Raw genomic sequence first — 14,358 nt, 5'->3', positions numbered from 1 at the left:
GCGCTCGCTCATGCACCGATGATGACCCGCAAAGCTGTGCCCCGCCCGGCCGGTGGGCCGGGCGGGGCACAGGCGCGCGAGCGCTGCGGCCGGTCCTACTCCTCGCCCGCCAGCGTCAGGCGGCGCAGCTTCTGGCCTGCGTAGACGGTGGCCCCGACCGTGACCACGACGAGCAGGACCGACGCTGTCGGGAGAGCCACCGTGGCGTCGACGTACCCCTCCCCGGCAACCTTCTCGGCCAGGGCCAGGGCCCACTGCTGGACGCTGAGGGTCTTGGCCCCCGAGACCAGGCTGCCGAAGAGCGACTCCCAGATCAGGGCGTAGACGAGGCCGAAGACGACCGCGTGCCGGCTGACCGTGCCCAGCAGCAGGAAGAGGGCGCTGTAGGCGATCGAGGCCACGAGTGCGGCGATCGTGTAGGCGACGGCGATCTGCTGGCCGTTGCCGTTGAGGATGAATCCGGCGATGAGGGTCGGGATCGCGGAGAAGGCCATGGTGACGGCGATCGCAACGATCAGCTTGGTCATGATGATCTTCGGCCGCTTCACCGGCTTGGCCAGCAGATAGACGATGGAACCGTCGTCGATCTCGGGTCCGATGGCGCCGGTGCCGGCGATGACACCGATCAGCGGGACCATCGTGGCGAGGGCGAAGCCCCCGAGGAGGTCGGCAGCGACCTTGTCGTCCACACCGACGAAGGCACGGACGACGCAGGCGATGACGATCAGCAGGGCGGGCAGTGCGAAGAGGATCAGCGCGCGGCGCCGACCGAGCAGGGCCCGGTAGGTGAGCCGGGCAACGGTGGGGTCGTACACGTACATGGGTGCCAGCTCCTTTCAGGCCGTGACGAGGTAGGAGAAGACCGACTCGAGGGACTCGTCGGAGGGCGAGACCGTCAGCAGTCGGATGCCGTGCTGACGGGCCACCAGGGGCAGCAGCTCGGTGAAGCGGCCGAAGTCGACGGCCTGGATGCGCAGTGCGCCCTCCTTCACGTCCACCTCGATGCCGGCCGTGGAGGGGTCGGCGATCAGGGCTGCGGCGAGCGACCGGTCGTCGGAGGAGCGGACCAGGTAGCGGTGCGGGCGGTCCGTCATGAGGCGGCGGATCTTGCGGAAGTCGCCGGAGGCGGCGTGCCGGCCGGCCACGACCACCTCGATGTGCGAGGCGAGCTGCTCGACCTCCTCCAGGATGTGGGAGGAGAACAGGACGGTGCGTCCTTCGTGGCCCATGCGTCGCAGCAGGTCCATCAGCTGCATGCGCTGGCGGGGGTCCATGCCGTTGAACGGCTCGTCCAGGAGCAGTACGGACGGGTCGTGGACGAGCGCGGACGCCATCTTGACGCGCTGGCGCATGCCCTTGGAGTAGGTGGAGATCTTGCGGTCCTGCGCGTACTCCATCTCGACGGTCGCGAGGGCGCGCTGCGCGGCCGCGTCGTCGAGTCCGTGGAGCTCGGCGTTGGCGACGACGAACTCACGGCCGGTGAGGAAGTCGTACATCGCCTCACGCTCGGGCACGACGCCCACGTGCTTGTAGATCTGCTCGTTGCGCCAGATCGGGGCGCCGTCGAGGGTGACGGTGCCCGTGGAGGGCGCGAGGAAGCCGCCCATCATGTTGATGAGGGTGGACTTGCCGGCGCCGTTGGGGCCCAGCAGTCCCGTGACGCCGGGACCGATGCGCATGGTCACGTCGTTGACGGCGACGACGTTCCCGAACCAGCGGGAGGTGTGGTCGATGTCGATGGTGGTCACAGCCCGGCCTTCCGGTAGCGGGCCATCAGGGCGGCGTAGGAGCCGGCGATCAGGCCGAGGGCGACGAGCAGGTAGACGAAGCCGATGCCGGCCGAGGGGCCCTCACCGCCGGGGAAGGCGGAGGTGGCGCCGAGGAACGCGGTCTGCACGCCGTCGATCAGGGTGATCGGGGAGAACAGGCCCATCCAGTCGATGGCTCCGGCGTTCCCGGTGCTGTAGGCGATGCCCTGCACCGCGGTGACCGCGCCGTAGGGGATCAGGAGCACTGCGATGATCGCGGCGACGCCGAACCCGCGGCGCGGGGTGAGCGCGGCCATCACCAGGCCGATCCCGGAGAAGAGCAGCGAGAGCAGCAGAACCGACACGAGTCCCTGCCCGAATCCCTTGGTCTGGTCGGCGAAGTCGAACTTCGCCAGGAGCGCGCCGATCCACATGATCAGCAGCGGGGTCGCGGTGAGGATGAACATGGCCGAGGCCATGGCCGCGTACTTGGCCACGACGTAGTCGACGCGCTCGATGGGCCGCGAGAAGTAGAGCGGGACCGTCTTGAAGCGCAGGTCCCGCGAGACGGACTGCGGCGCCTGGGAGGCGAGGTAGAGGCCGATGACCACCTGGGTGGTCAGGGCGTACGTCGTGTACTTGATCGGCAGGTCCGTGGAGCCGGGCACCGCGATGGCCACCGCGACGATGATGAGCGCCGGGACGCACATCACGGCGAAGAGCAGCATCGGCAGGACCTTGGACTTGGCGGACCGGCCGAGCCCGTAGGCGCCGCGCAGGGACTGCGAGAACAGCGACGTGCGGGCGTAGGCGCGGCCGAGCCGGGGTCCGTCGTAGGACCGGTAGCCGATGTTGTGGATCTGCGTCGAGGTCTCAGGCGCCATCGGAACCGGCTCCCTTCTGCTGAGCGGTGTACGCGGGCTGGTCGTTGTCGCGGAAGACCTCCGCGATGTGGTGGCGGCGCTGCTCCATCCGGACCAGGCCGATGCCCAGCTCCGCGACGGTGTCGCGGATGGTGTCGTAGGTGTGCTCGCCGGTGGCCTCGACGAGGAGGATGTGGCCGGCGCCGGGCAGGCCCTGCTCCGCGCCGGCGTGCAGGGTCAGGCCCGCCTCGGTCAGTGCCTTGCGCAGCGCGGTGGTGCCGTCCGGGTGGGCGTCGGAGTCGGTGACCTCGACCGCGAGGGTCGCGGTGGTCTGCGTGAAGTCGCTGGTGGAGCTGGAGCGCAGCAGCTTGCCGCCGTCGACGACCACGACGTGGTCGCAGGTCCTCTCCAGCTCGCCGAGGAGGTGGGAGGTGACCAGGACGGAGATGCCGAAATCGGTGTAGACCCGGCGGATCAAACCGAGCATCTCGTCGCGGCCGACCGGGTCCAGGCCGTTGGTCGGCTCGTCGAGGAGGACCAGCTGGGGGTCGTGGACGAGCGCCTGGGCGAGCTTGACGCGCTGCTTCATGCCGGTGGAGTAGCCGCCGATGGGACGGTAGCGCTCCTCGTACAGCCCGACGTGGCGCAGGGTGTCGGCGGTGCGCTCGCGGGCCGCGGTCGGCGGCAGCCCGGACATGCGCGCCATGTGGACGACGAACTCGGTGGCCGAGACGTCGGGTGGCAGGCAGTCGTGTTCGGGCATGTATCCGACGCGTTCACGGATGGCGCTGCCATGCGTATTGACGTCGAGGCCGAGCACGGCGGCGCTGCCCTCGGTGGCGGGGGACAGTCCCAGCAGAATCTTGATCAGCGTGGACTTGCCGGCTCCGTTGGCGCCCACGAGCCCGGTCACGCCGGGGCCGATGTCCAGGGAGAGCCGGTCGAGGGCGGTCACTCGGGGGTACCGCTTGCTCAGGCTTTCAGTCGCGATGACAGTCACGGATCCGACGTTAGTGGCGCGGCTCTCGCGCGGCGTCAGACCTGGAGCTGGATCCCGTCTCCGCCTTCAGGCGTACATGCCCGTACTGGAGGCTGATGTGGACCGGACAACTTTGTCCACAGGTCCCCGCACGACCCTTGACGTGATCTCCGGTCATTGTCACATTCATCAGTGTCAACTTACGGGCGCGTACGGCTACACGGATGGACGGGCTGACATGGCTGGGGACACCAGGCAACGCACCGCGCGGCACTCCGGACGGCTCTGCGCCGACCTGAACGGTTTCAGAGAGGTGCAGCGCCTCTCCTACGAGTGCGCCGAGGCCGTCGCGGCCCGACTGCGGCCCGGAGTGACCGAGCGCGAGGCCGCGCGCATGCAGCGCGAGTGGCTGCGCGAGCGTGGGGTGCGGGACTGGTTCCACCTGCCGTTCGCCTGGTTCGGGGACCGCACCGCCTTCGCGAACTTCCGGATCCCGCTGCAGTTCTTCCCGACCAACCGGCGGCTGGAGCCGGGCATGCCGTTCATCCTCGACATGGCGCCGGTCTACAAGGGCTTCTCGGCCGACATCGGATACTCGGGCAGCCTCGGCCTGAATCCGGTGCAGGACCGGCTGATGGCCGATCTGCAGGCCCACCGGGCGCTGATCCTGGAGCAGGTGCGCGAGCGCCGCTCCCTGCGCGAGATCTACGAGGACGTCGAGCGGCTGATGAACCGGCAGGGGTACGCCAACCGGCACCGCGCCTACCCCTTCGGCGTGATCGCCCACAAGATCGACCGGGTGCGGGAGCGGCGCTGGTCGCCGACGGTGTTCGGCTTCGGCACCCAGTCCCTCAAGGGGCTGGCCGGTGACGCCCTGCACGGGCACCGTGAGGGCTGGTCCCCGCTGTGGAGCCCGTACCACTTCTCCGACCACCCGCCGCAGCCCGGCCTGTGGGCGGTGGAACCGCATCTGGGCTTCCGGGGCACCGGCGCGAAGTTCGAGGAGATCCTCGTGGTCACCGACTCACGGGACCCCGAGGAGAGCGCGTTCTGGCTCGACGACGACCTGCCGCACGTGCGGCGCTGGGCCGAGGAGGAGAAGGCAGCATGAGCGGCATGAGTGGAGCAGGAGCGGCGGAGCTCGCGGGTGCGCGGGAGCGCTGGGTGCGCACCGGCGGGATCGAGCTGTGCGTGGTCGAACTCGGCGAGAAGGGCCGCCCGACCGTGCTGCTGGTGCACGGCTACCCGGACAGCAAGGAGGTCTGGACGGAGGTCGCCGAGCGGCTCGCGACCCGCTTCCACGTCGTGCTGTACGACGTACGCGGCCACGGGCGCTCCACCGCGCCGCAGCCGCTGCGCGGCGGCTTCACCCTGGAGAAGCTGACCGACGACTTCCTCGCGGTGGCCGACGCGGTCAGTCCGGACCGGCCGGTGCACCTGGTCGGCCACGACTGGGGTTCCGTGCAGGGCTGGGAGTTCGCGACGGTCGGCCGTACGGAGGGGCGCATCGCCTCCTTCACCTCGATGTCCGGGCCGTCCCTGGACCACTTCGGGCACTGGATCAAGAAGCGCATGGCGCGGCCGACCCCGCGTGCGGCGGCGCAGCTCCTCGGACAGGGCGCCAAGTCCTGGTACGTCTACATGCTGCACACGCCCGTGCTGCCGGAGCTCGCCTGGCGCGGACCGCTGGGCAAGAGGTGGCCCGCGATGCTGCAGCGCGTCGAGAAGGTGCCGGCCGGCTCCTACCCGACGGCCTCACTGCCCTCCGACGCGGCGCACGGCGCCTGGCTCTACCGTGACAACGTCCGCCCGAGGCTGCGCCGACCGCGCGCCGACGCCTACGCCCACGTACCGGTGCAGCTGATCACCCCGACCGGGGACGCGTTCTTGTCCGAGCGGCTCTACGACGGCCTGGAGCGGTGGGCGCCGGACCTGCTGCGGCGGACCCTGCCCGCCAAGCACTGGATACCCCGCACCCGGCCCGACCAGCTGGCCTCCTGGATCGCCGACTTCGTCTCGGCCCGGGAGGAGCCGACCTCGCGGGCACTCGGGCAGAAGGCCCCGGCGAAGTACGCCGACCGCTTCGGCGGCCAGCTGGTCCTGATCACCGGCGCGGCCAGCGGCATCGGCCGGGCCACCGCCTTCGCCTTCGCCGAGGCGGGGGCACGGGTGGTGGCCGTGGACCGGGACGCGGAGGGCGCGGCGCGCACGGCCGACATGGCCCGCCTCGTCGGCGCCCGTGAGGCGTGGGCGGAGTGCGTGGACGTCAGCGACGAGCAGGCGATGGAGAAGCTCGCGGTGAAGGTCGCCGCCGAGTACGGCATCGTCGACGTCCTGGTCAACAACGCCGGGATCGGCCTGTCGGGATCCTTCCTCGACACCACGGCCGAGGACTGGAAGAAGGTCCTGGACGTCAATCTGTGGGGGGTCATCCACGGCTGCCGGATCTTCGGGAGGCAGATGGCCGAGCGCGGTCAGGGCGGGCACATCGTCAACACCGCCTCGGCCGCGGCCTACCTGCCTTCCCGCACCCTGCCCGCCTACAGCACCTCGAAGGCCGCGGTGCTGATGCTGTCGGAGTGCCTGCGTGCGGAGCTCGCCTCGAAGTCCATCGGCGTCTCCGCGATCTGCCCCGGCATCGTCAACACCAACATCACCGCCACGTCGCGCTTCGCCGGGGTGGACGAGGCGGAGGAGAGGCGCCGGCAGGAACGCTCCTCGCGGCTGTACGGCCTGCGCAACTTCCCGCCGGAGAAGGTCGCCGACGCGATCCTGCGCGCCGTGGTCCGCAACGAGGCCGTGGTGCCGGTCACGCCCGAGTCCAAGGGCGCCCTGTGGATGTCCCGCTTCACCCCGCGCGTCCTGCGGCGCATCGCACGCCTGGAGCCCCGGCTGTGAACGGGGGGTCGTGTCCGGTCGTCCCGCGCCGGGTCGCCGGCTGAGGTACGGCGTGGAGAGAGCTCGGCACGGCCATACCCCGCTCCTTCCGGCGGTCGTACCATCCCTCGCAGGGGGGCTCGCTGCGCAGGGCGGTCGAGTACCTTGCGGCTTCACCTGCCGCCCGGGCCGCAGCCGGCGCGGGCGGCCGAGCCGCGATGTCGTAGGGAGCCGGGATTGTCCGATCAGGCGGTAGCCGAGTACCGGATCGAGGATCTGGCGCACCACAGCGGAGCGACGGTGCGCACGATCCGCGCGTACCAGGACCGCGGTCTGCTGCCCAAGCCGGAGCGGCGCGGCCGCTCCAACGTCTACCGGGACACGCACCTGGCGCGCCTGCGCCAGATCGCCGACCTGCTGGACCGCGGCTACACCCTGGCCTCCATCAAGGAACTGCTGGAGGCCTGGGACGCCGGGCGCGGGCTGGGCGGCGTACTGGGGCTGGTCGCCGAGGTGCACGGGCCGTGGACCGACGAGGAGGCGGCCCGGATCAGCCGTGCCGAGCTGAACGAACGATTCGGCGGCCTGCCGGACGACGAGGCGGTGAGCGAGGCCTGCGAGCTGGGCGTGCTGGAGCGGATCCCGGGACGCCCGGACCAGTTCCTGGTGCCGTCCCCGCAGGAGCTGGCGGTGGCGGCCGAACTCTACGCGGCCGGGGTGCCGCTCGCGGCCATCACCGGACACCTCCGGGAACTGCGGGGGCAGGTGGAGCACATCGCCTCGCGCTTCCTGGAGTTCACCACCGAGCACGTCTTCGCGCGCTACCTCGGGCAGGTGCCGCCCACGGACGCGGACGCCGCGGAGGCGGCGACGATGGTACGGCGGCTGCGGCCGCTGGCCCAGCAGACCGTGGACGCGGAGCTGGCCCGGGCGATGCGGCTCTTCGCGACCCGGCACCTCCAGCGGCACCTGGGAGCGGCCGGGGGACCGCAGCCGACGGGGCCCTCGCCGGTGGCGCTGCCGGCCGGGACGGTACGGGCGGTGCAGGAGCTGGTCGGAGCCGACCACGTGGCGGAGTTCGTGCGGGCCGCGACGGAGCGGGAGCTCCAGGCCCGGACGATGAACGATCTGGCGCGCCGGGGCGACCGATAGGGGGGACGCCCCGCCGGGGGACGGCCGACGGCGCGGTGACCCGTGGCGGCTCCACGGAATCGGTCCACAGGTTCCACAGGGCGGATCACGCGTTTGCCGTCAAAACCCACCCAAACGGCTGTGGACAAGTCCCCTTTTCCTGTGGGCAACTGAGACGGCGTCTCAACCGATGGTCTGGTACGCGGTCCTGTCGGGGCCGACGCCCTCCACCGGCCCCGCCCCGGGGAGCACGGCCGGCACGGCTGCTCCGCCCGGCCCCGGCTCGGCCTTGCGGACCTCGGGGCCCCCGGGCGCGGCGGCGTCCTTTGCCCGGGACCCGTAGAGGAAGGCCGCCAGCGCCAGACCGAGGACCCCGCCGAGGAGCTGGGCGGCGACGAAGCCCGGCAGCGATCCGGGCGATATGCCGGTGAAGGAATCGCTGAAGCTGCGGCCGATGGTGCCGGCGGGGTTGGCGAAGGAGCCGGAGGAGGTGAACCAGATCGCCGCCGCGATGTACGCCGCCACCGCCGCCGGGACGAGACCGGCGCGCCCGGTGCGCCCCAACCCCTGGATCACGAGGACGAGGCCGGCGGTGGCGAGAACCTCACCGGCGAGCAGGTGGCCCCCGTCGAGCACCCGGGTGGCGAAAGTGCCCGGAGTCCGACCGAACATGGCCTCCGCGACGACGGCGCCGCCGATGGCTCCGGCCGTCTGGGCCACGACGTAGACGAGCACCTCGCGGCCGCCGAGTCCCTCGCCGCCGGTCCGGCGGGCCCACCATGAGGTGAGGGTGACCACCGGGTTCAGGTGGGCGCCGGACAGCGGCCCGAAGAGGGTGATGATCAGCCCGAGGCCGATGGCCGACACCAACGAGTTCGCGAGGAGGGCGACGCCGGTGTCGGGGCTGAGCTCGGCGGCCTTGAGCCCGGAGCCGATCACGACGACGAGCAGGCCGGCCGTCCCGATCAGCTCGGCCGCCGCCCGGCGTGGCAGAGAGGTATGGGCTGTCATGGTTTCTCCCCCAGAGTGGAAGCGACAATGGAAAATGTATTCCGCATCTTGGAATGAGGATAGGGGACGTCCATCGGCCGCCGCCCGCCGCACGGGCGCCGAAAATCCCTGCCGGAGGCCCTCACGAGCGGGCACGCTGGGGTCCATGGATGAAAGACGCACCGTGAAGGTGTCCAAGTACGTCTCGAAACACCTGCGGCACCAGCCGGAACGGATCGGACTGGTGCTCGATCCGCACGGCTGGGTGGAGATCGACGATCTGCTGAGCGCCGCCGCAGCACACGGTTTCCACTTCAGCCGCGCCGAGCTCGACCACGTCGTGGCCGCCAACGACAAGCAGCGGTTCGCCGTCGACGGCACCCGCATCCGGGCCAGCCAGGGCCACACCGTCGCCGTGGACCTGGACCTTCCGGAGGCCGAACCGCCCGCGTACCTCTACCACGGCACCGTCGCCGGCGCTCTCGACGCGATCCGCGCCGAGGGCCTGCGTCCGATGGCCCGCCACCACGTGCACCTCTCCCCCGACCGGGAGACCGCGACCCGCGTCGGCGCACGCCGCGGCCGGCCCGTCGTCCTCAGCGTCGACGCCGGCGCGATGCGGGCGGCCGGGCACGTTTTCCGGATCAGCGCCAACGGGGTGTGGCTGGTCGACGCCGTGCCCCCGCAGTTCCTGCGCTTCCAGTAGCCCGGCCGGCAGCACCTGGCGGACGCCTGAAATCGCGCGGAGATTGTCGGACCATCCGCCTAAGGTGTGTCCCACTCCGGGATCAGTGAGGGGGGGACCTCGCGATCGCCGAACCATTCACGCATGCACGCGAGGTGACGCCCCATGACGTCCACACCCACGCCCCCGCCGATGTCCGCACACCACAGCTTCCAGGTCGATCTGCGCGGTCTGGTGGACCTCCTCTCCCACCACCTCTACTCCAGCCCGCGCGTCTACGTCCGCGAGCTGCTGCAGAACGCCGTGGACGCGGTCACCGCGCGCCAGGCGGTCGACCCGGGGGCACCGGTCCGCATCCGGCTGTCGGCTTCCGGCGGCCGGGTGACCATTGAGGACAGCGGCATCGGCCTGACCGCCGCCGAGGCCCACTCCTTCCTCGCCACCATCGGCCGCAGCTCCAAGCGGGCCGGCGGGGACGGGCTCCACGACCAGGCCCTGGAGGCCACCCGGAGCGAGTTCCTCGGCCAATTCGGCATCGGGCTGCTCGCGTGCTTCGTCGTGGCCCGCCAGATCCGGGTGGTCACCCGCTCCGCCCGCGACCCCCAGGCAGCACCCGTGGAATGGCTGGCCGCCGACGACGGCTCCTACACGGTGCGCGAACTGCCCCACGCGGCCCGCCCCGAGCCCGGCACCACCGTCGTCCTGGAGGCCCGCCCCGGTGCGGCGGAATGGACCGTCCCGGCCAAGGTCGAGGAACTGGCCCGCGACTTCGGCTCCCTGCTCCCCTACGACATCACCTTCGAGGACGGCGAGGGCGGCGGGCCGCGCCCCGTCACCGACCGGCCCGCCGTGTGGGAGCGCGCCTTCCCCACCCCCGCCGCCCGCCGCGCCGCACTGGCCGGCCACTGCGCGGAGCTCTACGGCTTCACCCCGCTCGACAGCATCGACCTCGACCTGCCGGTCGCCGGCGTGCGCGGGGTGGCGTACGTCCTGCCCGACCCGACCAGCCCCGCCCACCGGGCCGGACACCGCGTCCACCTCAAGGGGATGCTGCTGACGCAGCGGGCCGACAACCTGCTGCCGGACTGGGCGTTCTTCGTCCGCGCCGTCATCGACACGGACACCCTGCGCCCCACCGCCTCCCGCGAGAACCTGTACGACGACGAAACCCTCTGCGCCGTACGGGAAGCCCTCGGCGCCCGCATCCGCGGCTGGCTCGCGGAGCTCGCGGCGAGCGATCCGGAGCGCCTGGCCGCGTTTCTGCGGGTCCACCACCTCGGTGTGAAGTCCATGGCCCGGCACGACTCCGAACTGCTGGGGCTGATGCTGCCGTGGCTGCCGTTCGAGACCAGCGCCGGCTCGATGAGCCTGCAGGAGTTCGCGGCGGCCCACACCGACATACACTTCACGCGCACCGTCGAGGAGTTCCGCCAGATCGCGCCGATCGCCGCGGCCCACGGCCTCGGCGTCATCAACGCCGGCTACACCTACGACGCGGACCTGCTGGCCCTGCTGCCCTCCGTACGTCCCGAGCTCAAGGTGACCGAGCTGGACGCCGGAGCCGTCACCGAACGCCTCGACCCGGTGCCCACCGCGGCCGAGCTGGCACTCGCGCCCTTCCTCGCCACCGCGCGCACCCGCCTCGAAGCCCAGAGCTGCGACGTGGTGCTGCGCGCCTTCCAACCCGTCACCGTGCCCGCGCTCTACCTGGACGACCGCCAGGCCCGCCAGGAACGCGACCGCGGCGCCGCGATGGAGAGCGCCGACTCCCTGTGGACAGGCATCCTGGGGGCACTGCGTGGATCCGCGCCCCGTGCGCGACTGGTCCTCAACCACAACAACCCGCTGATCCGCAGGATCTCCGGTCTGCAGGACGAGGCACTGACCGGCACCGCCGTCGAATCGCTGTACGGGCAGGCCCTGCTGATGTCCCAGCGACCCCTGCGACCCGCCGACTCCGCCCTGCTCAACCGGGCCTTCCTCGGGCTCCTGGAGTGGGCTACGCACTCCACCGCGCACCCCACCGACGCCCGTGACGGCGAGGAGGACCAGAAGTGACGACCCTGACGCACGAGGAGATCGTGCGGGGACTGGCGGAGAACCGCGAGGCGCCGAACGGTGCCGCGCGCAACGCACACGCCGAGGCACTGGCCGGCGCGGCCGAAGCGGTCGGCGACCGGGCCCTGTTCCGCGAGGCCCTGGACAACCTGATCAACGCCTACCTCTACAGCTCCGAGTCGCCGAAGATCCTCGTACCGTTCGCGCGTCTGCTGCAGGAGTACGACAAGGATCCGGCCGCCTTCTCCGAATGGGAGACCCACTCGCTGTTCTGGCAGTTCAAGTGGGTGGCAACCGCCATCGCCGATTCGCCCGGCATCCCGCTGGAGTCGGCGACCGGCTGGCTGGAGGAGATGGAGCGCCGCTACCGGCTCGCCGGATACAGCGAGCGGCCGGTGCGCGACGCCGAACTGTGGCTGGCCCATGCCACGGGCGACGACGAGCGCGCCGAGCGTGCCTTCCGGAGCTGGCTCGCGGCGGAACGCGACGACATGAGCGACTGCCAGGCCTGCGAACTCGGGGGCCAGGGCCACTACGCCGTCCTGCGGGGCGACGACGCCGAGGCCCTGGAACTGTGGCGGCCGGTCCTCACAGGGGAACTGGTCTGCGCCGAGGAGCCGCACCGCGTCCTCGCCAGTTCGCTGCTGCCGCTGCTGCGGCTCGGCCGGAACGACGAGGCACGCTCGAACCACCTGCGCGGCTACCGCATGGCCCGCGGCAACGAGAGCCTGCTGCCATCGGTCGGCAAGCACATCGAGTTCTGCGCGCTCACCGGCAACACCTCGCGCGGCCTGGAGATCCTCGCCGAACACGCCTCCCACGTGGCGCCCCTCGCGAACCTCGACGACCGGCTGGCCTTCCACGGCGGCATCCTCGTCCTGCTGCACCGCCTGCGGGAGCTGGGCCACGGCGATCTCCCGGCCGTCTCCTACGAGGGCACCCCCCGCACCGTCTCCGGGCTGTACGAGGTGCTGTACGCGGGCTGCCTGGACGTCGCCGGCCAGTTCGACGCGCGCAACGGCACCGCACGGGTCTCGGAGCGCTTCCGCGCCCGGGTCGTCCGGGAGCCGCTGGCGGCGGACCTGCCGCTGGGGGTGCGCAGCACCGGGCTGCCCCGGCCGACCAACGACACCGGAAAGGCCGCTCCCGCCGTGCCGGCGCCGGACGCGGCGACGCCCAACGGCTTCGCCGAACTGGTGGCGCGGGCCCGCAACGCCCGGGACCTGGGCCATCCGGGTGCGGACGCGCTGTGGGCGGAGGTGGCCCTGCGGCTGGACGCGCAGCCGGCGGCGGATCCGCTGGTCCGCGCCGACCTCGCCGATCAGCAGGCACTGGCCGCCGCGCGGCGCGGGGCCCAGGAGGCCCGCGAACTCCTTGCCGCCGTCCGGGACGAGTACCGGGTGCTCGGCCGCGCGGAGCGGGCGGCCCTCGCGGAGCTGCGGATGGCGGGCGCGGCCGCTCAGTCGGCAGCCGCGCCCGCCGAAGTCCGCGAACTGCTGCGGGCCGCCCTGCGATCCGCCGAGGCACTGGACCACGCCGAACCGCTGCGGGCGCGGCGGATCGCCCTCGCGGAGCTGTCGGCGATCCGCCTCGAGTCATACCTTCGCTCGGTGGAGGCATCCGGGCCGGGCGGGCACCACCAACACGGCCATCCCGGCGAAGAGGGCCAGGAACACGCTCACGGTGAGCTCGCCGCCGAGCTGGCCTCCTTCATCGCCGCCCACGAGGAAGCCGCACCCGATGTGGTGGCGGAGGCCGAGGAGATGTCGGGCCGGGTGACCCTGGCCCAGGGCGACCCCGAGCGGGCCCTGCCGCTGCTCGCGACCAGCGCCGCGCGGGCGGTCACGGCGGGCCGCCCCTGGCAGGCGGTGGACCCGCTGGTGCTGCGGGCCGGGGTACTGATGTCGCTGGACCGCACCGAGGAGGCGGAGCAGGCGGCGCGGTCCGCACTGGAGCATGCCGCCGAGCTGACCGACGCCGAGGCGCAGGGCGCCGTACGGCTGACCCTCGCGGACATCCTGCTGCGGCGTGGCGGGACAGCGGCGGAGGCCGCGGAGCACGCGCTGACCGCGGCCCACTGGTTCGACCGGGCAGGCCTCGGGACCGACGGCGGCGCGCAGGCCCGGCTGCTCCTGGTCAGGGCGTACGCGAACGACGAACGCACCGTCGAGGCCGCAGAGGTACTGCAGTCGACCTTGCCGGACCTACTGGAACACGGCGACGGCCAGACCGTGTTCGTACGGGAGTTCCTGGGCGACCTGCTGCGCCGGCTGGGCGAGCTCCGCCCCGCGGCGGAGCAGTACCTGCTGGCGGCGGAGGTGGCCAAGGGCTGGGAGGACCCCCGCCCGCAGGCGAGCCTGGCGCAGTCGGCCGCCGACACCCTGGACGACGCAGGGCTGGCCGAGGAGGCGGTCGCCGCCTACGAGCGGGCCCTGGAGCTACACCGCAGGACCGGCGCCGACCCCGTCGCCGAGGTGCGCGTTCTGCGCTCCCTGGCCTGGCTGGGGCTGCGCGAGGAGATCACCGCCCCGGCGGTGGACCTTGCCCGGGGGCGTATGGGGGAGGCCGCGGCCGTACTGGAGGCGGCCCTCGCCGCCGATCCCGGAGCCCCCGCCCTGCGCTCCGAACTCGCCCAGACCTGGCACCAGCTGGCGCAAGTGCTCGACCGGTACGTCGCCACCGCCCGGGAAGCCGACGGGGACGAGGACATCGACGATGCCCGGCCGACCCCGCTGAGCCCGGCGCAGGTCGACGCACTGCGCCGGGAGGAGATCGAGCTGTGGGACCGCTCCGGCCGCACCTACGCGGAGCTCGGCCCGGACCACCTGCGGGACCGGTTCCAGTGCCTGAACAACGCGGCCTGGACGGAGCAGGAACGCGGCGACGCCGAAGCGGGAGCGGCACGCGTCGCCGCGCTGATCGAGGAGGCCCGGGCGCTTGCCGAGGACGAGGTGCCGGACTGGCTCCTGCCGTCCGCGGAGAGGCTGCTCACGCAGCTGAAGGGCCGGGCCGGGTAACGGGCCCGGT

The 14,358-nt window shown here is 72.1% G+C and carries 11 protein-coding genes and 1 pseudogene; 7 read left to right on the top strand and 5 right to left on the bottom strand.

All coding sequences use genetic code 11. The features are described 5' to 3' along the window. Nucleotides 1-95 precede the first annotated feature (95 nt). From AVW11_RS09735 to AVW11_RS09720, 4 genes are read right to left on the bottom strand one after another with little or no spacing between them, the layout of a single operon-like run. Nucleotides 96-815: an ABC transporter permease gene (locus tag AVW11_RS09735; protein WP_030839473.1), complete on the bottom strand. Its 720-nt coding sequence runs from the start codon at nucleotides 813-815 to the stop codon at nucleotides 96-98. A 21-nt stretch (nucleotides 816-836) separates the two neighbouring features. Continuing rightward, nucleotides 837-1,748 carry an ABC transporter ATP-binding protein gene (locus tag AVW11_RS09730; RefSeq protein WP_060177185.1) on the bottom strand — a complete coding sequence of 304 codons (912 nt, stop codon included), beginning with the start codon at nucleotides 1,746-1,748 and terminating at the stop codon, nucleotides 837-839. After that, entirely contained in the window at nucleotides 1,745-2,632 is an 888-nt protein-coding gene (locus tag AVW11_RS09725) for an ABC transporter permease subunit (RefSeq protein ID WP_030839467.1), read from the bottom strand. The genes AVW11_RS09730 and AVW11_RS09725 overlap by 4 nt, the downstream gene beginning before the upstream one ends. After that, a complete protein-coding gene (locus AVW11_RS09720) occupies nucleotides 2,622-3,611 on the bottom strand; it encodes an ABC transporter ATP-binding protein (RefSeq protein ID WP_076043755.1) in 990 nt (329 codons plus the stop codon). Before AVW11_RS09720 ends, AVW11_RS09725 begins: the two co-directional genes overlap by 11 nt. A gap of 217 nt (nucleotides 3,612-3,828) precedes the next feature. Here AVW11_RS09720 and AVW11_RS09715 point away from each other — a divergent pair, with 217 nt between their 5' ends. The 4 genes and pseudogenes from AVW11_RS09715 to AVW11_RS09705 all read left to right on the top strand — a co-directional run bounded on the left by AVW11_RS09715 (nucleotide 3,829) and on the right by AVW11_RS09705 (nucleotide 7,619). Further along, nucleotides 3,829-4,701: a M24 family metallopeptidase gene (locus AVW11_RS09715; protein ID WP_030839462.1), complete on the top strand. Its 873-nt coding sequence runs from the start codon at nucleotides 3,829-3,831 to the stop codon at nucleotides 4,699-4,701. After that, complete coding sequence (locus tag AVW11_RS09710; protein ID WP_240528153.1) at nucleotides 4,698-6,488, top strand: SDR family oxidoreductase; 1,791 nt, start codon at nucleotides 4,698-4,700, stop codon at nucleotides 6,486-6,488. Before AVW11_RS09715 ends, AVW11_RS09710 begins: the two co-directional genes overlap by 4 nt. Before the next feature lie 53 nt (nucleotides 6,489-6,541). Next, nucleotides 6,542-6,694, top strand: a pseudogene (locus tag AVW11_RS39080) (metal-dependent hydrolase); the annotation flags it as partial. A gap of 10 nt (nucleotides 6,695-6,704) precedes the next feature. Beyond that, nucleotides 6,705-7,619 carry a MerR family transcriptional regulator gene (locus tag AVW11_RS09705; protein ID WP_030839456.1) on the top strand — a complete coding sequence of 305 codons (915 nt, stop codon included), beginning with the start codon at nucleotides 6,705-6,707 and terminating at the stop codon, nucleotides 7,617-7,619. 162 nt (nucleotides 7,620-7,781) lie between these two features. Here the strand turns inward: AVW11_RS09705 and AVW11_RS09700 are convergent, their stop codons facing one another. Next, nucleotides 7,782-8,609 (bottom strand): aquaporin, encoded by an 828-nt coding sequence (locus tag AVW11_RS09700; RefSeq protein WP_079070421.1) that lies wholly within the window; start codon nucleotides 8,607-8,609, stop codon nucleotides 7,782-7,784. Nucleotides 8,610-8,754: 145 nt separating this feature from the next. Between AVW11_RS09700 and AVW11_RS09695 the strand changes: the two genes are divergently transcribed. The 3 genes from AVW11_RS09695 (at nucleotide 8,755) to AVW11_RS09685 (ending at nucleotide 14,348) form a co-directional block, all read left to right on the top strand. Beyond that, nucleotides 8,755-9,294: an RNA 2'-phosphotransferase gene (locus AVW11_RS09695; RefSeq protein ID WP_030839453.1), complete on the top strand. Its 540-nt coding sequence runs from the start codon at nucleotides 8,755-8,757 to the stop codon at nucleotides 9,292-9,294. Nucleotides 9,295-9,438: 144 nt separating this feature from the next. Further along, nucleotides 9,439-11,331 carry an HSP90 family protein gene (locus tag AVW11_RS09690; RefSeq protein WP_076043754.1) on the top strand — a complete coding sequence of 631 codons (1,893 nt, stop codon included), beginning with the start codon at nucleotides 9,439-9,441 and terminating at the stop codon, nucleotides 11,329-11,331. Further along, entirely contained in the window at nucleotides 11,328-14,348 is a 3,021-nt protein-coding gene (locus tag AVW11_RS09685; RefSeq protein WP_076043753.1) for a hypothetical protein, read from the top strand. The genes AVW11_RS09690 and AVW11_RS09685 overlap by 4 nt, the downstream gene beginning before the upstream one ends. Nucleotides 14,349-14,358 lie beyond the last annotated feature (10 nt).

The sequence above is a fragment of the Streptomyces amritsarensis genome (assembly GCF_001953875.1).
Classification (GTDB): domain Bacteria; phylum Actinomycetota; class Actinomycetes; order Streptomycetales; family Streptomycetaceae; genus Streptomyces; species Streptomyces amritsarensis.
Note: the sequence above shows the minus strand (reverse complement) of the source record. Positions and strands in the feature narration are given on the sequence as shown.